Annotated in this window: 20 protein-coding genes; 13 read left to right on the top strand and 7 right to left on the bottom strand. The window is 51.9% G+C overall.

Going from position 1 to position 23,305, the window contains the following annotated elements; all coding sequences use genetic code 11:
- Nucleotides 1-62: 62 nt before the first annotated feature.
- The gene (locus ABLV78_RS23570) at nucleotides 63-1,643 is read right to left on the bottom strand and encodes an MltF family protein (RefSeq protein WP_047045871.1); all 1,581 of its coding nucleotides are present in this window, start codon (nucleotides 1,641-1,643) and stop codon (nucleotides 63-65) included.
- A gap of 449 nt (nucleotides 1,644-2,092) precedes the next feature.
- Here ABLV78_RS23570 and iraM point away from each other — a divergent pair, with 449 nt between their 5' ends.
- Nucleotides 2,093-2,452 carry an anti-adapter protein IraM gene (iraM, locus tag ABLV78_RS23565; protein ID WP_045396734.1) on the top strand — a complete coding sequence of 120 codons (360 nt, stop codon included), beginning with the start codon at nucleotides 2,093-2,095 and terminating at the stop codon, nucleotides 2,450-2,452.
- 64 nt (nucleotides 2,453-2,516) lie between these two features.
- Here iraM and ABLV78_RS23560 read toward each other — a convergent pair whose 3' ends face one another.
- Nucleotides 2,517-2,798: a YjcB family protein gene (locus ABLV78_RS23560; RefSeq protein ID WP_015704055.1), complete on the bottom strand. Its 282-nt coding sequence runs from the start codon at nucleotides 2,796-2,798 to the stop codon at nucleotides 2,517-2,519.
- A gap of 549 nt (nucleotides 2,799-3,347) precedes the next feature.
- On the opposite strand from ABLV78_RS23560, the gene pdeC reads away from it, so the two are divergent.
- Nucleotides 3,348-4,952 carry a cyclic di-3',5'-guanosine monophosphate phosphodiesterase PdeC gene (pdeC, locus tag ABLV78_RS23555; protein WP_047045874.1) on the top strand — a complete coding sequence of 535 codons (1,605 nt, stop codon included), beginning with the start codon at nucleotides 3,348-3,350 and terminating at the stop codon, nucleotides 4,950-4,952.
- Here pdeC and soxS read toward each other — a convergent pair.
- Nucleotides 4,937-5,266, bottom strand: coding sequence for a superoxide response transcriptional regulator SoxS (gene soxS / locus ABLV78_RS23550; RefSeq protein WP_015368734.1), 330 nt, complete (start codon nucleotides 5,264-5,266; stop codon nucleotides 4,937-4,939). The two genes, pdeC and soxS, sit on opposite strands and share 16 nt — an antisense overlap.
- A gap of 84 nt (nucleotides 5,267-5,350) precedes the next feature.
- Here soxS and soxR point away from each other — a divergent pair, with 84 nt between their 5' ends.
- The 4 genes from soxR (at nucleotide 5,351) to ABLV78_RS23530 (ending at nucleotide 10,268) form a co-directional block, all read left to right on the top strand.
- Nucleotides 5,351-5,809, top strand: a complete 459-nt coding sequence (gene soxR, locus ABLV78_RS23545; protein ID WP_045396728.1) for a redox-sensitive transcriptional activator SoxR — start codon at nucleotides 5,351-5,353, stop codon at nucleotides 5,807-5,809.
- A 274-nt stretch (nucleotides 5,810-6,083) separates the two neighbouring features.
- Nucleotides 6,084-6,752 (top strand): glutathione S-transferase family protein, encoded by a 669-nt coding sequence (locus ABLV78_RS23540; protein WP_047045876.1) that lies wholly within the window; start codon nucleotides 6,084-6,086, stop codon nucleotides 6,750-6,752.
- 372 nt (nucleotides 6,753-7,124) lie between these two features.
- Complete coding sequence (locus ABLV78_RS23535) at nucleotides 7,125-8,474, top strand: NCS2 family permease (RefSeq protein ID WP_015704058.1); 1,350 nt, start codon at nucleotides 7,125-7,127, stop codon at nucleotides 8,472-8,474.
- Nucleotides 8,475-8,621: 147 nt separating this feature from the next.
- Nucleotides 8,622-10,268 (top strand): Na+/H+ antiporter, encoded by a 1,647-nt coding sequence (locus tag ABLV78_RS23530; RefSeq protein ID WP_015368729.1) that lies wholly within the window; start codon nucleotides 8,622-8,624, stop codon nucleotides 10,266-10,268.
- Nucleotides 10,269-10,784: 516 nt separating this feature from the next.
- Here the strand turns inward: ABLV78_RS23530 and ABLV78_RS23525 are convergent.
- A complete protein-coding gene (locus tag ABLV78_RS23525; RefSeq protein ID WP_045398172.1) occupies nucleotides 10,785-11,666 on the bottom strand; it encodes a LysR family transcriptional regulator in 882 nt (293 codons plus the stop codon).
- A gap of 103 nt (nucleotides 11,667-11,769) precedes the next feature.
- Between ABLV78_RS23525 and ABLV78_RS23520 the strand changes: the two genes are divergently transcribed.
- The 7 genes from ABLV78_RS23520 to ABLV78_RS23490 all read left to right on the top strand — a co-directional run bounded on the left by ABLV78_RS23520 (nucleotide 11,770) and on the right by ABLV78_RS23490 (nucleotide 18,979).
- A complete protein-coding gene (locus tag ABLV78_RS23520; protein ID WP_045398169.1) occupies nucleotides 11,770-12,180 on the top strand; it encodes a CidA/LrgA family protein in 411 nt (136 codons plus the stop codon).
- A complete protein-coding gene (locus ABLV78_RS23515) occupies nucleotides 12,173-12,862 on the top strand; it encodes an LrgB family protein (RefSeq protein ID WP_047047331.1) in 690 nt (229 codons plus the stop codon). Before ABLV78_RS23520 ends, ABLV78_RS23515 begins: the two co-directional genes overlap by 8 nt.
- Nucleotides 12,863-13,417: 555 nt before the next feature.
- Complete coding sequence (locus ABLV78_RS23510; RefSeq protein ID WP_165430618.1) at nucleotides 13,418-13,978, top strand: fimbrial protein; 561 nt, start codon at nucleotides 13,418-13,420, stop codon at nucleotides 13,976-13,978.
- Between the two features lie 56 nt (nucleotides 13,979-14,034).
- Complete coding sequence (locus tag ABLV78_RS23505) at nucleotides 14,035-14,724, top strand: fimbrial assembly chaperone (RefSeq protein WP_047047326.1); 690 nt, start codon at nucleotides 14,035-14,037, stop codon at nucleotides 14,722-14,724.
- Nucleotides 14,678-17,263, top strand: a complete 2,586-nt coding sequence (locus tag ABLV78_RS23500) for a fimbria/pilus outer membrane usher protein (protein ID WP_047047323.1) — start codon at nucleotides 14,678-14,680, stop codon at nucleotides 17,261-17,263. Before ABLV78_RS23505 ends, ABLV78_RS23500 begins: the two co-directional genes overlap by 47 nt.
- A gap of 34 nt (nucleotides 17,264-17,297) precedes the next feature.
- Nucleotides 17,298-17,867 carry a fimbrial protein gene (locus ABLV78_RS23495; protein WP_047047320.1) on the top strand — a complete coding sequence of 190 codons (570 nt, stop codon included), beginning with the start codon at nucleotides 17,298-17,300 and terminating at the stop codon, nucleotides 17,865-17,867.
- 20 nt (nucleotides 17,868-17,887) lie between these two features.
- Complete coding sequence (locus tag ABLV78_RS23490) at nucleotides 17,888-18,979, top strand: type 1 fimbrial protein (RefSeq protein ID WP_047047317.1); 1,092 nt, start codon at nucleotides 17,888-17,890, stop codon at nucleotides 18,977-18,979.
- Between the two features lie 41 nt (nucleotides 18,980-19,020).
- Here ABLV78_RS23490 and actP read toward each other — a convergent pair whose 3' ends face one another.
- The 3 genes from actP to acs form a co-directional block, all read right to left on the bottom strand.
- Entirely contained in the window at nucleotides 19,021-20,670 is a 1,650-nt protein-coding gene (gene actP / locus ABLV78_RS23485; RefSeq protein ID WP_045398148.1) for a cation/acetate symporter ActP, read from the bottom strand.
- Entirely contained in the window at nucleotides 20,667-20,981 is a 315-nt protein-coding gene (locus ABLV78_RS23480; protein ID WP_045398145.1) for a DUF485 domain-containing protein, read from the bottom strand. Before ABLV78_RS23480 ends, actP begins: the two co-directional genes overlap by 4 nt.
- Nucleotides 20,982-21,164: 183 nt before the next feature.
- On the bottom strand, nucleotides 21,165-23,123 hold the full coding sequence (gene acs / locus ABLV78_RS23475) for an acetate--CoA ligase (RefSeq protein ID WP_045398142.1): 1,959 nt from the start codon (nucleotides 23,121-23,123) through the stop codon (nucleotides 21,165-21,167).
- Nucleotides 23,124-23,305: the final 182 nt, after the last annotated feature.

Raw genomic sequence — 23,305 nt, 5'->3', positions numbered from 1 at the left:
GCTGCCTGTGCGGTAAGCCAACAAAAAGCCCCGATTGTTCGGGGCTTTTTCATTTCAGGTTCTCAGGCCGCCGGCGTCGGAATTTGAGGCGCTGTGGGCGTAGCCGCGTCGGGCTGCGGCTTGCCCGTTCCTGGCTCGGGTAGCGGCGCGGCAGTCGCTTTTTGTTTACGGGCGATATCATCCATTATCAGCCGATAGGCAATATAGTATTTATAGATATTGCTGACGTAGGTTACCGTCTCAGCGCCGATTTTTTCCGCGGCGAGATTCTCAACGTTGCCAAACCAGATGTTCGGATCAAAACCGCGTTTTTGGGTTTCCGTACGTAGACGCGCGATGCGCGCCGGGCCCGCATTGTAGGACGCGAACGAAAATAGCGCTTTATTCAGCGGCGTCATTGGCTGATCGCCATAGTAATGATCAATCATCCAGCGCATATACTTCACGCCGGCATGAATGTTGGGATCGATTTTCTTAATATCGCCAACTTTCAGCTCCTTGCCGGTGGCGGGCATGACCTGCATTACGCCGATTGCGCCGACGTGGCTACGTACCGATTGATTGAGCCGCGACTCCTGATATCCCTGGGCTGCCATCAGCAGCCAGTCGACATCATAGCGTTCGCCATATTTTCTAAAGATGTCGACCATCTGCAAAAATTTAGCTCGTTCTCTGTTGGCTGCGGCATTTTTAACGTAGGTCGCGCTTTTCAGGTAGCGCAGCAGAATCGTGTTTCCCAGGGTGCTGCCTTGACGATTATTCTTCACGAAGGTATTCAGCACCGCGAGAAGCTGTGGGTTATCTTTGCGGACCGCCCAGGCGATGCTACCGCCATCTCGTAACACAATGTCTTCATGCACCTGAATTTTGGGAAACACCTGTTTCCAGAAAATCGCTTTATGGCGATCCACCACGATCAGAGGAATCAGGCCGGCATTAAGCATTTCGAGAAGATCCTCATCTTCGAGCGCCTCCGGCGCCTCCTGCAGAATGACCGGCGGCAGCGACGCTTTGGCAAAGCGGGCGTTAAGCGCCTGCAAACTTTCGTAATAGCTGGAGGAGCGTCGAACAAACACGGTTTTACCGGAAAGCTGCTCCAGGCTTTTCACGTTGGGCGATGATGGCCCAGAAACTAATAGCTCTTTGACATCGCTATAGAGCGGGGTGGTAAAGGCGACCTGCTCCTGACGCGATGAAGTGATGGTGAGATTGGCGGCGGCGATATCCCCCTTACCTTCATTCAACGCCTTGAACAGGTTATCCCGCGTCACCGGGATGAAAACGATCCGCATTTTGAGGTGTTTCTGCTTCAGCTTCTTCTCTTTTGCCAGTCTGCTATTGAGATCTTTTTCTAAAGCGATGAAAAGATCGTGGGTGGCGCCGCGCTGGGTACCCTTATCGATAAAAAAGAAGGTCTTGCTGTAGGTCGTTAATACCCGGATCGCCCGCCGGTTGATCATATCGGGAAGATCGCCTTTTTGCGGCTGCATGATGTGATCCATATTGATGGCCAGCTCCGCTTTGTCCTTTTGGGCCGGCGGCGATTTATTCGTCGAAGCCGCTGAAGCGGAGAAGGCAAACATGATGGCCAGAAGGCAGCCGGAAACCATCGCCAGGTGACGTTGAAAACCGAAGATGTTCATGATGCGGCACTCTGCAGGGAGATGGTTATATTTTAGTCAATGCAAACGCGCCCCTGTGCCTTTTTCTACTTACCTCTCCCGGGTTCAGCGCGACGTAGGTGGTATTGTCCTGATTGCGAGAATACAAAAGAAAGAGATGCTTCTCCTACCATAGAATATTTTCGCTTTGCGATCGCTAATTGCTTATCCCATCCAGGTGAATATCAAAATGATATTTTTGTCTGCTATTTAAAATATATTGTAAGGTTATTTATAACCTTTGCATGGTTATGTTTTTTTAGTATTAATACATAATTCGTAGAATGCCCGGATTAGCTTACTTCAAGAGTGGTATGGCCGATGTGTGTCAGGGTTGGTCTATATCACACTATTAATAACCTGCCTTGCAGATAACGGCCTGGAGTGCTATCACTAAATTCTCTCTCAGATTTTACTTACAAGGATGGAAGATGAAATGGACGATTCTTAACACCCTTATCTGCCCGCATACTGGCGTTGCCTTTTCGTCAATATCTGGGCTGCGGTTTCTCAAGTTTATTATCTGGTATGAGGCTGAGCTTTTATTAATTCCCGGCGAAACCATGAAACTTTATTCATCTAAAGTTTTAATTAATGATCGATATCATTCATTAAAAATTTATAACATCACGCGTTACGACGATAAACAGTGGGAAACCTTAAGAGAGCGGCCAACCTGCCCGTACAATTTCGAGGTCGCGGAGCAGGAATCTTGTCTTTATCAATCGTATTGTGCGGTTAAGCGCTGCCCAAACGAGCGTCTACGACCGATGTTATGCGAACAATATTAGCAGGAGCCGGGAAGAACATCGCTGTTGCTGAAAATAAAAAAGCTTCCCGCAGGAAGCTTTTTTATCAGGTCATCATCATTGGCCATTCTGGCGGCGTCTGGCTCATGACTTCAACCATGACATCTTTAATGTTGCCCCAGATTTTAGCAACATCCACCATGGTGATGCCTAACAAGCCGGTAGCAAACCAACAGGCGGCAGCCAGGCCCAGGCAGCTACAAATAATCGCTAAGCCGGCATAGTCGCTTTTACGTAATTGAATATTCAGCGAACTGGCCAGGAACATCAATACCGCGCTCACCAGGGGCCAGCGCAAAAGTACGACACTGGTAGTAATGGAAGCCATTAACTTATCCTATCTCTCAAAGAAAGTCGGGAGCCTTAGACAACCTGGCGCGATTATCAATAATGAGACGCTCTGGCTATCGGCGGGCACTTCAGGGAGTGATGAAACGACGATTTTGTTTCATCAACTTGTGTGAACTATATCACATTTGCTGATTTATTCGCCAGACAAAAAATGACCTTTTTTGACATTTTAAACCACGTTATTAATAGGGTTAATGGCGGCGGAATGCGCGCCAGCATGTCTGGTGTCTGTTTTTCGACACCGTTAAGGACTGGGCCTGGACTGCCGATAATTGTTCAACGGGTTTTGTTACTTATTACGAGTAATTGTACGGAGAAACCGAATTAGTAAGTGGCTAGTGTCTTAATTATTACGAGAATGTTTCTCGATCCATCTATAAGTAAGTATGATTCATCATTATTAGGTGTGAGGTTTTTACATAAACGTGTTCGTTGCTGAAATTCGCTGTTTTTTATAACAGTCGGTAATGCCTGGTTTTTGTCCTTATACCGTGATTGAGGCGTATCGCATGGATAAAAAGCGGAAATGAGTCGTAACGCGCCGCATAAGGCGTTAAGAATATTCTTCATCATACTGGTGGTTGTGCTGCCGGTGGTGTTGGCGTTGTGGTTTGCGCAAATCAGAGCCCGGGAAGAAATCTCAGATAGACTGCAATCGTTTTCGCAGCTGGCGCTGCAAAAAACGGAAATGGTCATTCATGAATCCGAGCAGGCGCGCGAAAAAGCCATGCACTTTACCGGGGCAATGTGTTCCCCGCAGCATCAGCAGTACATGTTAAATATCGTGCGCGGGCTACTGTATGTTGATGACCTGATTTATGCGAGCGGTAACACTTTCCTCTGTTCCACCGCGGTCCATCCCGAAGAGGGCTGGAGAATAGCTGCCGCGAATTATACTCGAAAGCCCGACGTCTCCATTTACTACTATCGTGATACGCCGTTTTATCCCGGCTATGATATGAATTATATGCAGCGCGGGCATTATGCCGTGGTGGTTAACCCTCTCTCTTATAGTTCGGTTATTTCCAGCGATAAAGATTTAGCTTACGGCGTCTTCGACACCAAAACGAACATGTTTTTCTCCGTGAGTAAAAACGTTGATGCCAGGGAATTACATCGTCTTATTCGCCACGAAGACGCTTTTTTCAACCAGGATGGCCGGGTTTATACCGTCGCCCATTCGTCGATTCGGCCGATTGCGGTCATCATGTCCACCTCGCGCGCCAGCTATTATGCCAGCCTCTACGACCAGATTACCTTGACCCTGCCGTTAGGCATTATTTGCAGCATTTTGATTCTGATGGTCTGGTCGCGAAGCCGTCAGCAGTATCATTCACCGCGCAATAAACTGCAGCGAGCGTTAAGCCACCGACAACTGTGCCTGCATTACCAACCTATTATCGACATCAAGAATAACCGCTGCGTCGGCGCCGAGGCGCTGTTACGCTGGCCGGGGTTTGACGGTCCGGTGATGAGCCCGGCGGAGTTTATTCCGTTGGCGGAAAACTCAGGCATGATTGCTCAGGTGACGGATTATGTGGTCGACGAGTTGTTCAACGATCTTGGCGAATATCTGGCCAGACATCCACAGCTCTATATCGCGATTAATCTTTCGGCATCGGACTTCCACTCCGCGCGATTAATTGCGCAGATCACTGAGAAGGCCCGCAGCTATGCGGTTTGCGTGAAGCAAATTAAAATTGAAGTCACCGAAAGAGGATTTATCGATGTGCCGAAAACCACACCGGTGATTCAGGCCTTCCGCGAAGCGGGCTACGAAATAGCCATTGATGATTTCGGTACCGGTTATTCCAACCTGCATAACCTCTATTCGCTCAATGTCGATATTCTGAAGATTGATAAATCCTTTATCGATACGCTGACCACCAACAGTACCAGCCATCTGATTGCCGAGCATATCATCGATATGGCGCGTAGCCTGCGTTTAAAAACCATCGCCGAAGGGGTAGAAACGCTGGATCAGGTGGATTGGTTGCTTAAGCGCGGCGTGCAGTTTTGTCAGGGATGGCATTTTGCCAGGGCTATGCCGCCACAGGAGTTTATGCAGTGGCTCGCCAAGTCCCCAATCTTACTGCGTACGCCGCACGACGGTCGTCAGGCGGAAATCTGATGACGGTAATCGCTGGGAGTGCGATCGAACTCCCGGCGGAATACCCGCGAGAACGTCTGCTGCGAGACGTATCCCAAATCCATCGCAATATCAAAAATAGGACGTTGCGTGGTTCTCAGCGCTTCAGCGGCGAGCAGTAGCCGGCGCTGGCGAATGTAATCACCCAGCGTCTGGTGGGTAACGGTACGGAACATTCGCTGCAGATACCATTTCGAGTATCCCGATTTTTTAGCGACTACATCAATGTTAAGTGGTTGATCGATATGTTCATCAATCCATTCAATAAGCGTTTGGATAATATCCTGATGGGACATAAAGCGGCCTCTCTCAATTCTCGATTCGTCGTTTTGTCTGTCGGCGAGTATAATTCCTCAAGTTAACTTGAGGTAAAGAGCTTTATGGAAAATAAACCAGCACGCATCAAAATGCTGCTCTCCCCTGGGGAGGTGGCGAAACGAACCGGCGTCGCCGTCTCGGCGCTACACTTTTATGAAAGCAAAGGGCTTATCCGCAGCCAGCGCAACGCGGGCAATCAGCGGCGATATCGCCGCGATGTGCTGCGTGCGGTCGCTATCATCAAGATTGCGCAACGTATTGGTATTCCGCTGGCGACCATCGGCGAGGCATTCGGCGTCCTGCCGGAAGGGCATAATCTGAGCGCCAAAGAGTGGAAACAGCTGTCGTCGCAATGGCGGGAGGAGCTGGATCGGCGTATTCACACCCTGACCGCGTTGCGCGACCAGCTCGACGGCTGCATCGGTTGCGGCTGTTTATCGCGCCGCGATTGTCCGTTACGCAACCCTGGAGATAAGTTGGGTGAAGAGGGGACCGGCGCACGCCTGCTGGAAGAGGATTAATGGTGATACCTGCAAAAAACTAAAGCGCCACAACAGGGCGCTTTAGTTGTTTTCCGGTCTTTGTCTTTCGCATTATCCCGCTGGCTCACGGGAGGGTTTCCCCCGACGTCGACTCCCCTCAGGTATTGCGCAATGTGTTGAAGGAGGTTCCGGATTGCGTCGACAATGTAATTGTGGCACAGCCTGCTGATTTTGCCTGTTGACGTTGCCGAAATTTTTCCGTCATTGGCCGCCTGTTTCTATAGTTAATTTGAACGAACAACAGGAGAGCGCCATGTTGACGGTCCATCACCTCAACCAATCCCGCTCGCAGCGCGTGCTGTGGGCGTTGGAAGAACTGCAATTGTCCTATCAGGTAGTCTGCTACCAGCGTGAAAAAAACATGCAGGCGCCAGCGGAACTGAAAAAAATTCACCCGTTGGGTAAATCGCCGGTGCTTGAGGATCAGGGCGTGGTGCTGGCAGAGTCCGGCGCGATTCTGGAATATCTGCAGGAAACCTACGATAGCGCCCAGCAGCTGAGGCCGCAGGGGAGGGAAGATAAACTGCAATATCGCTTCTGGCTCCATTATGCCGAGGGATCGTTAATGCCCTTGCTGTTGATGAAGCTTATCTTCGCCAGCCTCGGCAAGCCGCCGGTGCCGCTTGGTATGCGCACCCTGGGCGGGGCGTTGGGCAAAGGGGTACAAAAAGCGTGGCTGGATAGACAGTTGGCGACCCATGCGGCATATATTGAACAGCATCTGGCTCGTCAGCCGTGGTTTGCCGGCGGCACGCTGAGCATGGCGGATATTCAGATGAGCTTCCCGGTGATGGCCTTACTGGCGCGCGGCGGCATTCAAGACCTGCCGCACACCCGGCGTTGGCAGCAGCAGGTGGAGTCACGTCCGGGGTGGATTAACGCTATTGAGCGCGGCGGGCCATTTACCCTGCCAGGTGGTTAATACGCCAGAAAGAGGATTAAAACATATAAAAATGTTAATGCATTGCGCACTGACGATAACGTTTGCGCATCGTTTGTCTATTTCCTGAGCTTTGGCGGCGAAATTTGGCAAAATACGACAAACTTCAGTTGAAAAGGGCCAGCTAAAGACAGGATAATCGTTTGCCTTTTTACTTTGCTCGTTTTTTCCCCTGCCGACAGGGGGAGCAAAGACATTCCATATACCGCATTGTATGCGCGGAGTTAAACGTTTGCTTTTTCTCAGCCTCCCTCCTGGCGCCGGGAAACAGCACAAGGAGATGGCGTTTAACTGGCAGTGGACGGTCCATCACGCATGCAAGCGAACGATCAAAATTTTCAGGGGAAGTTTTCTATGTCTACGCCTTCAGCGCGTACCGGTGGTTCATTAGACGCCTGGTTTAAAATTTCAGCTCGCGGCAGCTCCGTACGTCAGGAAATTGTTGCCGGATTAACGACCTTCCTGGCGATGGTGTACTCCGTCATCGTGGTGCCGGGAATGTTAGGTAAAGCTGGCTTTCCGCCTGCGGCGGTGTTCGTCTCGACCTGCCTGGTAGCGGGCGTCGGTTCATTAGTGATGGGCCTGTGGGCTAACCTGCCGCTGGCTATCGGCTGCGCGATTTCGCTGACCGCCTTTACCGCTTTTAGCCTGGTGCTGGGGCAGCACATTAGTATTCCGGTGGCATTAGGCGCCGTGTTCCTGATGGGGGTGTTGTTCACCATTATCTCCGCTACCGGTATTCGTAGCTGGATCCTGCGCAACCTGCCGCAGGGCGTGGCGCACGGCACCGGCATCGGTATCGGCCTGTTCCTGCTGCTGATCGCCGCCAACGGCGTCGGTCTGGTAATAAAAAACCCGCTGGACGGCCTGCCGGTTGCGCTGGGCAATTTCGATAGCTTCCCGGTGATGATGTCGCTGATTGGCCTGGCGGTCATTATCGGTCTGGAAAAACTGAAAGTGCCTGGCGGCATTCTGCTGACCATCATCGGTATTTCCATTATCGGACTGATTTTCGATCCGAACGTCCATTTCTCCGGGATTTTCGCCATGCCGTCGCTGAGCGACGACAAAGGCAATTCGCTGATTGGCAGCCTTGATATCATCGGCGCGCTGAACCCGGTGGTGCTGCCAAGCGTGCTGGCGCTGGTCATGACTGCGGTATTCGACGCCACCGGTACCATTCGCGCGGTGGCCGGCCAGGCTAACCTGCTGGATAAAGACGGGCAGATCATCAACGGCGGCAAAGCGCTGACTACCGACTCCCTGAGCAGCGTGTTCTCCGGCGTGGTGGGCGCAGCCCCTGCGGCGGTGTATATCGAATCGGCAGCCGGTACGGCGGCGGGCGGCAAAACTGGCCTGACGGCAGTCACCGTTGGCGTGCTGTTCCTGCTGATCCTGTTCCTTTCTCCGCTCTCCTATCTGGTACCGGCCTACGCGACCGCGCCAGCGCTAATGTACGTTGGCCTGCTGATGCTGAGCAACGTGGCGAAAATCGACTTCAATGACTTCGTTGATGCGATGGCGGGGCTGATTACCGCGGTGTTCATCGTGCTGACCTGCAACATCGTGACCGGCATCATGATCGGTTTTGCATCGCTGGTGATTGGCCGCGTGGTATCCGGCGAATGGCGCAAGCTCAATGCGGGCACCGTGATCATCGCGGCGGCGCTGGTCATCTTCTACGCCGGCGGATGGGCGATTTAACTTTTCCTGCTAACGACGGGCGGCTTTGGCCGCCCGTTTAATTTTTAAGCCACATCCTGTTTCCTTTTGCGTTAATCTGAGTAGCGTATCATTTCGAGACATGACGCCTCAGATGTAAAAAAAGAAAACGCAGCAAACAGGGAACACATGGAAATATTCTTCACCATACTCATCATGACCCTCGTGGTCTCTCTCTCCGGGGTGGTTACACGCGTACTGCCCTTTCAGGTCCCACTACCGTTAATGCAAATCGCCATCGGCGCGCTGTTGGCCTGGCCGACCTTTGGTTTGCACGTTGAGTTCGACCCTGAACTCTTCCTCGTTCTGTTTATCCCGCCGCTGCTGTTTGCCGATGGCTGGAAAACGCCGACCCGCGAGTTTATCGAGCACGGCCGGGAAATCTTCGGCCTGGCGCTGGCGCTGGTGGTGGTCACCGTGGTCGGTATCGGCTTCCTGATTTACTGGATTGTGCCGGGGATCCCGCTGGTTCCGGCATTCGCCCTTGCGGCGGTGCTGTCGCCGACCGATGCCGTGGCGCTGTCCGGTATTGTCGGCGAAGGGCGGATACCGAAGAAAATCATGGGTATCCTGCAGGGTGAAGCGCTGATGAATGACGCTTCTGGCCTGGTGTCGTTAAAATTTGCCGTTGCCGTGGCGATGGGCACGATGGTGTTCACCATTGGCGGCGCCACCGTTGAGTTTCTGAAGGTGGCGATTGGCGGCATCCTGGCCGGTTTCGTGGTCAGCTGGCTGTATGGCCGCTCAATGCGTTTCCTCAGCCGCTGGGGCGGCGATGAACCGGCAACGCAAATTGTGCTGCTGTTCCTGCTGCCGTTCGCTTCTTACCTGATTGCCGAACATATCGGTTTCTCGGGGATCCTGGCGGCGGTGGCCGCGGGGATGACCATCACCCGTTCCGGGGTGATGCGTACCGCGCCGCTGGCTATGCGCCTGCGCGCCAACAGTACCTGGGCCATGCTGGAGTTCGTGTTTAACGGCATGGTGTTCCTGCTGTTGGGGCTGCAGCTGCCGGATATCCTGTCGAGCTCGCTGGTGGCGGCGGAAGCCGATCCGAACGTTGAAACCTGGATGCTGTTCACCGATATCGTGCTGATTTACGCCGCGCTGATGCTGGTGCGTTTCGGCTGGCTGTGGACGATGCGTAAGCTCAGCCAGCGCTTCCTGAAGAAGAAACCGATGGAGTTTGGCTCCTGGACCACCCGCGAGCTGCTGATCTCCTCCGTCGCCGGGGTGCGCGGGGCGATTACTCTCGCCGGTGTGCTGTCGATTCCGCTACTCTTACCGGACGGCAACGTCTTCCCGGCGCGTTACGAGCTTATCTTCCTGGCCGCCGGGGTGATTCTTTTCTCCCTGTTCGTCGGGGTGATCGCGTTGCCGATTCTGTTGCGGCGTATTGAGTCCACCGACCACGTACAGCAGCGCAAAGAAGAGCGTCTGGCGCGCGCCGCGACGGCGGATGTGGCGATTGTCGCGATTCAGAAAATGGAAGAACGCCTGGCGGCGGATACCAAAGAAAATATCGACAACCAGCTGCTGACCGAGGTGAGTTCGCGCGTCATCGGTAACCTGCGTCGCCGTGTGGATGGGCGTAACGATGTCGAAACCTCGATGCTGGAAGAGAGCCTTGAGCGCCGTTTCCGTCTGGCGGCGCTACGTTCGGAACGCGGTGAGCTGTACCACCTGCGCGCGACGCGGCAAATCAGCAACGAGACGTTGCAGAAGCTGCTACACGATCTCGACCTGTTAGAAGCGTTGTTAATCGAAGATCAGTAACCTTAAGTCCCGGTAAGCGCGACGCTTATCGGGGCTACTCGCGGCGCCGTTTTTTGTCGGGTGGCGGCTAACGCCTTACCCGACCTACGGTCCGTGCGACCTGCCTTTAATTTATTCACTATGCTGGCTGACACTACTGGTGCTGGCGATCTCAAAATCCCCCGGTGGCGCTAACGCTTACCGGGGCTACAGCACTGCGCGATTTGGTAGCCCGGAGAAGGCGCAACGCGCCGCGTCCGGGAAAAATCCTTAAAAAGTTGCCAGCCGATAACAGTATCTACGGTCCGTGCGGCCTGCCTTTAATTTATTCACTATGCTGGCTGACACTACTGGTGTTGGCGATCTCAAAATCCCCCGGTGGCGCTGCCGCTTACCGGGGCTACAGCACGATGCGATTTGGTAGCCCGGAGAAGGCGCAACGCGCCGCGTCCGGGAAAAACCCTTAAAAAGTTGCCAACCGATAACAGTATCGACAGTCTATATGTAGCCCCGGTAAGCGTTAGCGCGACCGGGGAGTTACTCCAGCCAGAACGCTTTACTGCATTCCAGCCACGCCTCGGCGCTGCGCGACATATACACCCCTTCCCGCCAGATCATCCCTAATTCCCAACGTAATTCGCTCTCCAGCGGGATCCAATAAAAATCCTCGGCATCCAGCCGCTGGCAAATCGGCTCCGGCAAAATCGCCACGCCAATGCCCGCCTGCACCATTGCTGCCAGAAAATCCCACTGACCGCTGCGCACGGCGATACGCGGCTTGACATCACGCTCGGCAAACAGGCGCATCAGCTGTTGGCTGAGGGCGAAATCTTCGTTGTAGATAACCAATGGATGCTGCGCCAGCTTTTGCGGCGAGATCGAGGTGATATCCTGCCACTGCGCTGTCTTCGGCACGAGGACGCAGAGCGGGTGGCTAAAGAGTGACAGCGTGGTCAGGCCGCTGGACTCATCGACCGGTAGCGCGGTCATCGCCAGGTCGAGTTCGCCGTTGCTAACCGCCTGCTGCACCGTCAACCCGCCGAACTCGGAAATTTTCAGCTCCACGCCGGGATAACGCAGGCGAAAGCGGCTGATGGGCTCAGCCATCAACATGCCGACCATCGGCGGGATCCCCAGGCGCAGTACGCCTTTATTCAGATGGTTAATATCGCTGAGTTCGGCTTTTAACTGGCTGAATTCGCCGAGTATCGCCTGCCCGCGTTCGAAGACTACCCGGCCGGTATCGGTTAATAACAGCTTGCGGCCATCACGGATAAGCAGGGTGCAGTTGAGCTCATCTTCCAGATTTTTGAGCATCTTGCTGATGGTGGGTTGCGTGACGAAGAGTTTCTCCGCCGCGCGGGTAAAGCTTTGCTGGCGGACGACTTCGACAAAATACCGCAACGTACGTATATCCATGATTATTCCCTGAGACTATACCTGTGATGATTTTAATTCATTTCTGTCCGCAAGGGCGGCTCTCTATACTGCACCCCTGACTTATTTTTAGGGAATTCCGCTCATGGCCTTCGCGCCAGCACGTGTTGCGCCTTTCGTGATGCAACGTCTTCAGGTACCGGTTCAGGTACTGCTCTATGCCGGGTTGTTTGTCTGCGCTGAATATCTGGTGAATTGGCTACATCTCCCGCTTCCTGCCAATCTTGTCGGCATGTTGATGCTGCTGATGCTTATCGTCTGCCGGGTGATACCGCTCAACTGGGTGCGCGCAGGCGCGCGCTGGCTACTGGCGGAAATGCTGCTGTTTTTCGTCCCGGCGGTGGTTGCCGTCGTTAACTATGCGCAACTGCTGATGGTGGACGGCTGGCGCATCTTCCTCGTCATCGCGTTAAGCACCACTATGGTACTGGGCGCCACGGCGTGGGTAGTGGATAAGGTGTATCGCTACGAAGTGAGCAGGCTGAAAAATGAGTGATTTTACCCTGAGCATGCTGTGCCTGGCGGTCACCCTCGGGCTCTATTTCGCCAATAAGCGTCTCTATCGCCGCTTCCATAAACTGCCGTTGATGCCGCTGGTGCTGACGCCGGTACTGTTGGTGCTGATCCTCGTCTTTGGTCATATCTCCTATCAGAGCTATATGGGCGAGTCGCACTGGCTATTGTGGTTATTGGGGCCGGCCACCATCGCCTTCGCCGTACCGGTCTATGACAACCTGGCGATTATTAAGCGTCACTGGATGTCGTTGACCGCGGGAGTGGTGACGGCGTCGGTGGTCGCCGTTACCACTTCCGTTTGGCTGGCGCGTCTCTTCACTCTGCCTGACGAAATTCAGCGTAGCCTGGCGGTACGCTCGGTGACCACGCCGTTTGCGCTGGCGGCGGCGAAACCGCTCGGTGGCCAGCCTGACCTGGTAGCGCTTTTTGTGGTGGTCACCGGGGTATTTGGTATGGCGATTGGCGATGTGCTGTTCTTACGCCTGTCAATCCGCGCCGGTATGGCTAAAGGGGCGGGGTTCGGCGCGGCGTCGCACGGCGCCGGAACAGCCCGCTCCTATGAACTGGGCCAGCAGGAGGGCGTGGTCGCCAGCCTGGTGATGATGCTTTCCGGCGTAGTCATGGTGCTGGCGGCGCCGCTAGTTCGTTGGGCGATATTTTAAGATTCCGCAGTCTTACCTCAAAGGACAACGGGTAAGACTGCTGAGTTCACCCCGGTAAAATATTACGTATCCATAGGCTATTTATCTTAATTAGTATGAAATGTGTTTAGGTTATATTCTTAATTTCATTGTGGGATGTTTTTGTTGAATGCTGTTTGGAAAGATCTTATGTCATTTAATTTGTAAAAAGATATTTCTAAATGATGGGTTATTTAATGAATTTAATAATGATTAAACAATTACTAATTTGCGCTGTGAATTATATGAATGCATAACATGCTGATAATATGTGTATTTGGTTTGTTTTTATAATAGGTGATTAATTCATTCTAATGGATGATGTTAGCAATACTTATTGAAAAATATTTTTCTCAAGATATTATTTTTATGCGGGATGCTATTATTGAATGGATTCAATAAGCGATTACCTGGTCAATTTTAAATTATTTATAAAATATTGCATGTTGTTTTTATAAAAATCTGACGGCGCTAATTTTGAATTCCATTCTTTAATATACCTGCATCAAGCAATTGACGGATTGATTGTCGTTTACAATGGATATGGGAATTCATATGAAAATCAGTAAGAAATATGTGTTCAGCGCGCTGGCAATTTCTGCCTCCTGCATGCTGTCGACCTATGCGCAAGCTGCATCGAATACGATTACTTTCAACGGTACCGTTTCTGATACCACCTGTACCGCAACAATTGATGGTGGGGTGACGTCTATCGAAATGGGTACCACTTCAGTGGCGGATTTGAAAGCGAATACCTATGGTGCTGCGAAGAATTTTTCATTTTCCCTGGCTAACTGTCCTGGCACTGAAGAGGGGGGCAACGCTATCGCCCGCGTTACCTTCGGTGGCGAGGCAGATGCTGCGAACAGTGATTACTTCAAAAACCAGGCTTCAACTTCTGCAGCTTCTGGCGTAGCGGTCGCCATCTTTGATAACGCAGGTAAGTTGCTGAAAAATAATGAAGAAGGCGCCGATGTGGATATTTCATCAGGGGCTGCGACTATTCCATTTACCGTGAAAATGGTCAAGTCAGGCGCTTCTGATCCAACGAAAGGGGCAGTAAAAACGACCGTGACTTATAACGTGACTTACTATTAATTAATTTTGTATGGAGAAAGGGGAGCGGTATGTAGATTCCCCTTTATTATGGGTATATGAGATATCGTTTATTTTTTATTAGCTTATTGCTAACCCTTTCGAATGCGCAAGCGAGCGTAGTGGTCGGTGCGACTCGGGTGATATTTGATGGCGCCAAAGAGAGTACGGTAGTGGCTGTTGATAATAGAGATAATACCACTAATATTGTCCAGTCCTGGCTTTCTGTCGTTGATACTTCATCACCTGAAAAAGACTCATTTATTATAACACCACCGCTATTTCGTTTAAATTCTGGTGAGAAAGGTTTTGTCCGGATAGTGCGTTCAGGGAAGCCATTACCAACCAGTCGGGAGTCCATGCTTTGGCTAAATGTTAAAGGCATACCCGCAATGGATAATGTGCCAGATAAGAACACGGTGCAGTTCGCTATTAATTCTAAAATTAAACTTATTTATCGTCCCAAAGAGCTGCAGGGACAAATCCCAGAAAATTATGCTGCTAAATTACAATGGAGTCACGATAGCAACTTTTATAGCGTAACAAATAATTCACCGTTATATATGAATTTTTCACAAATAAAGATTAACGGTAAGAATGTATCTGGAATATGGTTCGCGGCACCATTTTCTACGTTAAAGATACCGGCAAAAGATGTTTTATCCTCTGCGAGGAACAAAGAAATCACATGGAGCGTGATTAATGATTATGGTATGGCAGGGAAAAAATATTCCGCAATCATACAGTAGCGTTACTCTATTTCATACTCCAGGGTATATCGGAGCAGCATTCTTGCTATACGCCACTACCCTAAGTTCTGGCGCGCAGGCCGGAGAATACTTCAACCCGCATTTACTGGAAGTGACTGAAAGTAGCGCTACCGCCGTGGACTTATCCTGGTTATCTCAGGATACGATTCCACCCGGTAGCTATAATCTGGATATTTATATTAATGATAAATATATATCTACCGAGGTGATTGAATTTAAAGAAAACACGGATAAACAAGAGACCAGGGTTCAACCCTGCATTGGCGTTGGACTGCTAAAATCATGGTCAATTAATACCGCGCGCTATCCGCAGCTTGCGGATATGGCAACGCAGTGCGCCTCTCTGTCAGCGATCCCTGGTCTTGAATACTCAGTGTCGTTGTCGCAGCAGCGCCTGGTACTTTCCGTGCCCCAGGCGGCGCTGCTCAATCGCCCTGGAGACTATGTTCCGGAGGAGCAGTGGCAACAAGGAATCAACGCGGGTTTGCTTAACTATAGTTTGTCGGGGCAATGGAATACGCCGCGGCATGGCGGTAGCGCTACCGAAAGCCAGTTTGCGAGTTTGCAGCCTGGTATAAATCTGGGACCGTGGCGTCTTCGCAACTATAGTACGTTTGATCACGGCGATGACGGTAGTCACTGGCAATCGGTGTATAGCTATCTGGCGCGCGATATCCATATCCTGAAAAGCCAATTCATTCTGGGTAATACCTATACCTCGTCGGGTATTTATGACAGCATAAATTTTACTGGCCTGCAGTTGAGCTCGGATGAGGAAATGCTGCCGGACAGTCTTCACGGCTTCGCGCCAACGATTAAAGGTATCGCGCGCACCACCGCCGAGGTCACCGTTTATCAGAATGGCTACAGTATCTATAAAACAACGGTTGCTCCCGGGGCTTTCGAGATTAAGGATCTTTATTCAACCGGGAGCGCCGGCGATCTCAACGTTAATATTAAAGAGTCCGACGGTAGCGAGCAAAATTTTGTCGTGCCTTATGCCTCGTTGGCTATTTTGCAACGCGAGGGGCAGTTGGACTATGCTTTTAGTAGCGGAAAAACGCGTGCCTCCAGTTCCGGTGATAAAGAATATAATTTTGTCCAGTCGACGGTGGCATACGGCGTTTCAAGTAATATTACGTTATATGCGGGACTACAGCAGGCTGAAGATAAATATACTAATATATTAATGGGTTCTGGTTTTAACTTAGGAAGCATTGGTGCGTTGTCGTTTGATGCTTCTCAATCATTGGCCAATATTAAGCAAAACGAAGCCCGCTCTACGTTATCGCAAAAAAAGGGACAATCCTTACGCCTGCGTTTTAGTAAAAGCTTTTTGCAGACGGGAACTAATTTTTCGGTGGCTGGTTATCGCTATTCTACTGCGGGATATTATTCCTTTCAGGATTTTATCGATAAGACCTCAGATGACCAGGATTGTTGTACATTAACTGGTCGGAAAAAAGGGCGCTTTGATGCCTCAATATCGCAATCGCTGTTTGGGTATGGTTCTCTGTCGCTTTCCTTAGTGAATGAAACTTACTGGGATAGTTCGCGAATGGATTCATTGGGCATTGGCTATAGCGGTTCGCTGGGAAAAGTTTCTTATTTCATTAACTATTCATATAACCGTAACGTACAAAGTAGTGAAAGTCATGGAGAGACGAAACCTGGCAGCGATACTATTGTGTCGTTAACGCTGTCTATACCGATAGGCGAAAGGCTCTCGTCTAATTACAGCATGAGTTCTGGCCGTGCAAGCGACACCACCCACAGCGTAGGATTGAACGGCATGATGCTGGCGGATCGATCGCTTAACTGGAATGTTCAGCAAGGTTATAACGCCAGTAATAAAAGCACTTCCGGAAATATTGGTGTGGATTATCAGAGTTCCAAAGGGGATATTTCCGCCGGCTACGGCTATGACCATTATAGCAATCACTATAACTATTCATTACGCGGAGGCATGATCGCCCATGCGGGCGGACTCACCTTTTCCCGATTCCTCGGTGAGAGTTCCGCCCTGATTGAAACACCCGGTGTGAGCGATGTGGCGGTCCGCGGACAAACCAATGTCACAACCGATTCCTCAGGTTACGCTATCGTGCCATATATTCGGCCATATCATGTCAATAGCCTGTCATTGGATGAACAACGGATTGCGGGTGCGGAGGTTGATAATGTGGTGAGAAACGTGGTACCGACGCGTAACGCGATAGTCAGAGTGCAATACGATACCTATATTGGAGCAAAGGCCATGGTCACGTTAAAGACGGCGACCGGCGTCGCGCCATTTGGCGCTATTGTGACTTTAGAAAAACAACCACAACGGCGCCAGGATATTCGCAGCAATATCGTTGGCGATGACGGGCAGGTTTATATGACGGGTCTTCAGCAAAAAGGAACCATGCTGGTGAAATGGGGCGAGGGGCGAAATGAACAATGCCGTGCAGATTATGATTTGACCGTGAAGGAAAAAAATCAGGAGATTATTTTCTATCAAGCACTGTGTCATTAACTTAGATGGTTGCTCAAAGGAATGAGGTTTGAATATGGGTGATGTTAAATGTATCGGCGGTATCTTAATCTGTTTATTTGGCTATTTAATCTGTGCGCTTTTTGTTATTTCGACGCCAGCATTGGCCTATGAGGATTCAAGCACGATCAATTTTAACGTTTCTGGCAATATTGAGGAACCATCCTGTGACGTTGCAATAAAACCCTCTGCCACCATTGATTTAGGCACAGTGTCGTATCAAACGCTAACAGGTAAAGCAGGATCCAGTGGGGAAAGCACGCCGGTCAAGCTTGAGTTTAGCAACTGCTCCGCGGGAACCTCTACGGTCACCTTATCCTTCAGTGGCTCCTATTTTGATGATACCCATACTTCAATTTATAAAAATTATCAAACCGGCAGCGCCGGGGCCAGCGGCGTCGGAATGCAGTTATTTAGCCTGGCGGATAATCAGCCATTAGGCCCTAATGACCGATATGTTTATACATTTGATGCCAGCACTGATATTCATACATTTAATATGATTGCCAGAATGTATTCACCTTACGGAAAAATTAGCGCTGGCATTGTGGGATTTACCGCAACCTTTGATGTCATCTATAAATAATTCGATGTACAAGGAATGGTATGAGTAAATATATATTAATGTTACTGCTGATTTTCCCTGTGTTGAGTTGGGCTTGTGAGGGGGTGAATTCTGGCGATGTATCGATGACTAATTTGCCTGAGAAGATTTTACTTAGTGCCGGGAATTACTCGGCCGGAACAGTATTATATGACTCAGGTAAGATAACTCGTTCGCAGGCCGCGCTACTCAACTGTCAAGGTGATATATATGCTAACTTTCAGTGGGCATCAAATAACACAGGAGATTTAATCGGCGATAATATCTATACCACCTCGTTACAAGGCGTAGGGTTGAGAGTCAAAGTTTGGTTAAACGTTACCGGCGAATATAATGGCGATAGCGACGATTTCAATAGCGACTATCAGCAGCATTTTATTGGTGATGTTAATTACTACCTCGGCAAACCTTCCGGCGTACTGGATTATTATGCTTCAACCAATTACTCACCGGCTTACCAGCTACAGCTGGTGGCGACCGGTGGCCCAATAGCGACAAATAGTAAATTGTCGTTGAACGATCCGGTCGCGACGGTCTCTGCGAAAGACAGTTCAGGTACTATCGTAATTTCCCAGCTGCATATTAGCGGCACCACGACTATTCAGCTCACCCCGATGGGTTGCATGGTCAGTAGCTCAGGATTGAATTTCGCGATGGGGACGGTAAGCGCTTCGGCATTCAATTCCTCGGGGAAAGCTGGCTCTGCAACTCAATCGGTGACGCTCTCCTGTGAGCCGGGGACTAACGTTGTAATGCGGGTGACGGCCGCGGAAGCGAGCGGCGATAACCCGAACCATACGGTGATGGCCTTAACAGCGGATGGTAATGCTGCCACCGGCGTTGGCGTACAGCTCAATCTGAAGGACAATGCGCTGCCGCTGAATACGGATATCAGCTTATATTATTCAAGCCGCACGACGGTGACCAATAACGGCGCGGATGCCGGCTATACCATTTTTACCAATCCTGATTTCCCCGGCGGCGCATATGCTATGCAGTCGCTCATGTTTACCACCAATTATTACAAAACAGCGGAGACGGTGACGGCGGGATCGGCAAATGCGAGCGGGGTGATAACCTTTACCTATAACTAAAATATAGCCTCTTCCTCAGCGCGAGGAAGAGGCCGATACCATTAGTGCGCCTGGCCGCGTTCGATACCGATACCGGTTTGTGAACGGATAAACTGGGCGCGGAACTGCTCGCGCTCGCGCATCCCTTCTGCGGAGTTATCGGTAATCGAGAATAGCCAGATGCCGATGAACGCGATGGCGATGGAGAACAGCGCCGGGTATTCATACGGGAAGACGGCTTTCTCGTGACCGAGGATCTGTACCCAAATGGTCGGGCCAAGGATCATTAAAATCACCGCGGTCAGCAGGCCGAGCCAGCCGCCGATCATCGCGCCGCGGGTGGTCAGCTTCGACCAGTACATCGACAGCAGGATAATCGGGAAGTTACAGCTGGCGGCGATAGAGAACGCCAGGCCGACCATGAAGGCAATATTCTGGTTTTCGAACAAAATCCCCAGCAGAATCGCTACCACGCCGAGGATCAGCACGGTAATTTTCGATACCTTCAGCTCCTGACGTTCGGTCGCGCCTTTGCGGAACACGTTAGCGTAAAGATCGTGAGAGACCGCCGATGCCCCTGCCAGCGTCAGCCCGGCGACCACCGCCAGAATCGTGGCGAAAGCTACGGCTGAGATAAAGCCGAGGAACAGGTTACCGCCGACGGCATCCGCCAGATGCACCGCCGCCATGTTGTTGCCGCCGATGAGCTGTCCGGCCGCATCTTTAAACGCCGGATTCGCCCCCACCAGCATGATCGCCCCAAAGCCGATGATAAAGGTCAAGATATAGAAGTAACCCATAAAACCGGTAGCGTAGAACACGCTCTTACGGGCTTCTTTGGCGTCGCTGACGGTGAAGAAACGCATCAGAATATGCGGCAGACCCGCGGTACCGAACATCAAGCCGAGGCCGAGCGATAGCGCCGATATCGGGTCTTTCACCAGCCCGCCGGGGCTCATGATCGCCGCCCCTTTCGGGTGCACCGCCATCGCTTCAGTGAACAGATTATTGAAGCTGAAACCGACGTGCTTCATCACCATAAAGGCCATAAAGCTGGCGCCGAACAGTAGCAGGACCGCTTTAATAATCTGCACCCAGGTGGTGGCGAGCATGCCGCCAAACAGCACGTACAACACCATCAGCACGCCGACCAGCACCACCGCAACGTGGTAGTTGAGGCCGAACAGCAACTGGATGAGTTTGCCGGCGCCAACCATCTGCGCAATCAGATACAGCGCCACCACCACCAGCGAACCGCAGGCGGAGAGAGTGCGAATCGGCCCCTGCTTCAGGCGATAAGACGCTACGTCGGCAAAGGTGTAGCGACCGAGGTTACGCAGGCGTTCGGCGATCAGGAACAGGATAATCGGCCAGCCGACGAGGAAGCCGAGCGAGTAGATCAAACCGTCGTAGCCGGAAGTGTACACCAGCGCGGAAATGCCGAGAAACGAGGCTGCGGACATAAAGTCGCCGGCGATCGCCAGACCGTTCTGGAAACCGGTGATATTGCCGCCCGCGGTGTAGTAATCGCTGCGCGAACGCACGCGTTTTGACGCCCAGTAAGTGATATACAGCGTCAGGGCGACGAAAATCACGAACATGATAATCGCCTGCCAGTTGGTCGGCTGCCGCTGCACCGCGCCGGTAATGGCATCGGCGGCGTTGGCCGCGAAAGGGAGCGTGGCGGCAAGCGCCGTCAGGACTTTTTTCATGATGCTTGCACCTCGCTAATCACGCTTTTGGTCAACTTGTCGTATTCGCCGTTTGCCCGCCAGACGTAAATGCCGGTCAGAACGAAGGAGATGATAATGACGCCGATACCAATAGGGATGCCGCGGGTAACGCTGGTGCCTTCATGCAGCGGCGTCCCAAGCCAGCCGGGCGCGAAGGCGATAAGCAAAATAAAGCCTACGTAAATGACCAACATAATGACTGACAGAATGGCGGCAAACCGTTGCCGTGATGCAACTAACTCCCTGAAATGCGCACTATTTTCTATCCGCTGACAAATTTGTTCATTCATCTTAGCGTCTCCAGAGGTAACCCTTATGTCATCCATCGGCTATCCGTCGGCAACAGTGACCCGCCCGACGTTATTACGTCGAGTAGCCGCTGGTTTACCGCTTTCCTGCTGAACAGAATCCTTGGGGGGAGTTTATGTTTTTAACCTCTCCCTCCAGAGAGGGAGAGGGGGGTAGGTATCGTGTTAAGAAGGCATCGCAATGGCCTGCTTCTCTTCGAGCAGTTTGTCCACTACGCCCGGATCGGCCAGCGTCGAGGTATCCCCGAGATTACTGGTATCGCCAGCGGCAATCTTACGCAGAATTCGGCGCATGATTTTGCCGGAGCGGGTTTTCGGCAACGAGTCGGTCCAGTGCAGTACATCCGGCGTCGCCAGCGGGCCAATCTCTTTGCGCACCCAGTTACGCACTTCGGCATACAGCTCCGGCGTCGGCTCTTCGCCGTGATTCAGCGTCACGTAAGCGTAGATGGCCTGGCCTTTGATGTTATGCGGAATACCAACCACCGCCGCTTCGGCGATTTTCGGATGCGAGACCAGCGCGGATTCAATTTCCGCGGTGCCCAGACGGTGGCCGGAGACGTTCAGCACGTCATCGACGCGACCGGTGATCCAGTAGTAACCATCTTCGTCGCGACGGGCGCCGTCGCCGCTAAAGTACATATTTTTAAAGGTTGAGAAATAGGTCTGCTCGAAGCGCTCATGATCGCCAAACAGGGTACGCGCCTGGCCAGGCCAGGAGTCGGCGATCGCCAGATTGCCCTCGGTCGCGCCTTCCAGCGGCGTCCCTTCGTTGTCCACCAGTACCGGCTGGACGCCAAAGAATGGACGCGTGGCGGAACCGGCTTTCAGTTCGGTGGCGCCCGGCAGCGGGGTAATCATGAAGCCGCCGGTTTCTGTCTGCCACCAGGTGTCCATCACCGGGCACTTCTCGTTGCCGATCTTCTTCCAGTACCACTCCCAGGCTTCCGGGTTAATCGGCTCGCCGACCGAGCCGAGAATGCGCAGTGAGGAACGATCGGTACCTTCGATAGCTTTGTCGCCTTCCGCCATCAGCGCGCGGATCGCCGTCGGCGCGGTGTAGAGAATATTGACCTGATGTTTGTCCACCACCTGGCACATGCGCGCCGGGGTCGGCCAGTTTGGCACGCCTTCAAACATCAGCGTGGTGGCGCCGCAGGCCAGCGGGCCGTACAGCAGGTAGCTGTGACCGGTGACCCAGCCCACATCGGCGGTGCACCAGTAGATATCGCCCGGATGATAATCAAAGACGTATTTGAAGGTGGTCGCCGCATACACCAGGTAGCCGCCGGTGGTGTGCAGCACGCCTTTCGGTTTGCCGGTCGAGCCGGAGGTATAGAGGATAAAGAGCGGGTCTTCGGCGTTCATTTCCACCGCTTCATGCTGTTCATCCGCTTTTTCAATCAGATCGCTCCACCACAGATCGCGACCTTCCTGCCAGTCGATTTTGCCGCCGGTGCGCTTGAGGACCACCACGTGCTCGATGCTGGTGACGTGCGGATTTTTCAGCGCATCGTCGACGTTTTTCTTCAGCGGGATGGCGCGACCGGCGCGTAACCCTTCGTCAGAGGTGATCACCAGGCGAGCGCTGGAGTCGATAATGCGTCCGGCAACCGCTTCCGGCGAAAAGCCGCCGAAGATTACCGAGTGGATGGCGCCGATGCGCGCGCAGGCCAGCATGGCCACGGCGGCTTCCGGCACCATCGGCATATAGATAGCAACGACATCGCCTTTTTTAATGCCCAGATCGAGCAATACGTTGGCAAAACGGCAAACATCGCGATGGAGCTGGCGATAAGTGATGTTTTTACTCTGGCTGGCATCGTCGCCCTCCCAGATGATCGCGGTCTGGTCGCCGCGCTCGTGCAGGTGGCGGTCGAGACAGTTGGCCGCGAGGTTCAGAGTGCCATCTTCATACCATTTGATGGAGATGTTTCCCGGCGCGAAAGAGGTATTTTTTACCTGCGTATAGGGCTTAATCCAGTCGAGGATTTTGCCCTGCTCGCCCCAGAAGGCATCTGGGTTGGTGATGGATTGTTGGTAGTTCACCTGGTACTGTTGCGGATTCATCAGGCAATGTTCCGCAATCTCTGCGGGAATAGGGTGTTTATGTATTTGGCTCATGGCTTTTTTTCTCCTTTAACTTGTTAAATATATGTCAAATAACCGTTAAGAATAGGGGCTTTATGAGCTTTGTTTACTATTTGGGGGGCAGATCACGCATTGATTAAACTGAATGAAATTCAATCAAATGAAACTTTGAAATGAAATAATTCATTTGCTGTATTTATAGAAACTGAATGTGT

Source organism: Klebsiella sp. CN_Kp075 (assembly GCF_040065055.2).
Classification (GTDB): Bacteria; Pseudomonadota; Gammaproteobacteria; order Enterobacterales; family Enterobacteriaceae; genus Klebsiella; species Klebsiella aerogenes.
This window is presented reverse-complemented; position numbering and strand designations above follow the sequence as displayed.

What these genes read in the sequence shown, in the direction of transcription:
- ABLV78_RS23570 (WP_047045871.1), bottom strand. Translation starts at nt 1,643, where the DNA reads ATGAACATCTTCGGTTTTCAACGTCACCTGGCGATGGTTTCCGGCTGC.
- iraM (WP_045396734.1), top strand. Translation starts at nt 2,093, where the DNA reads ATGAAATGGACGATTCTTAACACCCTTATCTGCCCGCATACTGGCGTT.
- ABLV78_RS23560 (WP_015704055.1), bottom strand. Translation starts at nt 2,798, where the DNA reads ATGGCTTCCATTACTACCAGTGTCGTACTTTTGCGCTGGCCCCTGGTG.
- pdeC (WP_047045874.1), top strand. Translation starts at nt 3,348, where the DNA reads ATGAGTCGTAACGCGCCGCATAAGGCGTTAAGAATATTCTTCATCATA.
- soxS (WP_015368734.1), bottom strand. Translation starts at nt 5,266, where the DNA reads ATGTCCCATCAGGATATTATCCAAACGCTTATTGAATGGATTGATGAA.
- soxR (WP_045396728.1), top strand. Translation starts at nt 5,351, where the DNA reads ATGGAAAATAAACCAGCACGCATCAAAATGCTGCTCTCCCCTGGGGAG.
- ABLV78_RS23540 (WP_047045876.1), top strand. Translation starts at nt 6,084, where the DNA reads ATGTTGACGGTCCATCACCTCAACCAATCCCGCTCGCAGCGCGTGCTG.
- ABLV78_RS23535 (WP_015704058.1), top strand. Translation starts at nt 7,125, where the DNA reads ATGTCTACGCCTTCAGCGCGTACCGGTGGTTCATTAGACGCCTGGTTT.
- ABLV78_RS23530 (WP_015368729.1), top strand. Translation starts at nt 8,622, where the DNA reads ATGGAAATATTCTTCACCATACTCATCATGACCCTCGTGGTCTCTCTC.
- ABLV78_RS23525 (WP_045398172.1), bottom strand. Translation starts at nt 11,666, where the DNA reads ATGGATATACGTACGTTGCGGTATTTTGTCGAAGTCGTCCGCCAGCAA.
- ABLV78_RS23520 (WP_045398169.1), top strand. Translation starts at nt 11,770, where the DNA reads ATGGCCTTCGCGCCAGCACGTGTTGCGCCTTTCGTGATGCAACGTCTT.
- ABLV78_RS23515 (WP_047047331.1), top strand. Translation starts at nt 12,173, where the DNA reads ATGAGTGATTTTACCCTGAGCATGCTGTGCCTGGCGGTCACCCTCGGG.
- ABLV78_RS23510 (WP_165430618.1), top strand. Translation starts at nt 13,418, where the DNA reads ATGGATATGGGAATTCATATGAAAATCAGTAAGAAATATGTGTTCAGC.
- ABLV78_RS23505 (WP_047047326.1), top strand. Translation starts at nt 14,035, where the DNA reads ATGAGATATCGTTTATTTTTTATTAGCTTATTGCTAACCCTTTCGAAT.
- ABLV78_RS23500 (WP_047047323.1), top strand. Translation starts at nt 14,678, where the DNA reads ATGATTATGGTATGGCAGGGAAAAAATATTCCGCAATCATACAGTAGC.
- ABLV78_RS23495 (WP_047047320.1), top strand. Translation starts at nt 17,298, where the DNA reads ATGGGTGATGTTAAATGTATCGGCGGTATCTTAATCTGTTTATTTGGC.
- ABLV78_RS23490 (WP_047047317.1), top strand. Translation starts at nt 17,888, where the DNA reads ATGAGTAAATATATATTAATGTTACTGCTGATTTTCCCTGTGTTGAGT.
- actP (WP_045398148.1), bottom strand. Translation starts at nt 20,670, where the DNA reads ATGAAAAAAGTCCTGACGGCGCTTGCCGCCACGCTCCCTTTCGCGGCC.
- ABLV78_RS23480 (WP_045398145.1), bottom strand. Translation starts at nt 20,981, where the DNA reads ATGAATGAACAAATTTGTCAGCGGATAGAAAATAGTGCGCATTTCAGG.
- acs (WP_045398142.1), bottom strand. Translation starts at nt 23,123, where the DNA reads ATGAGCCAAATACATAAACACCCTATTCCCGCAGAGATTGCGGAACAT.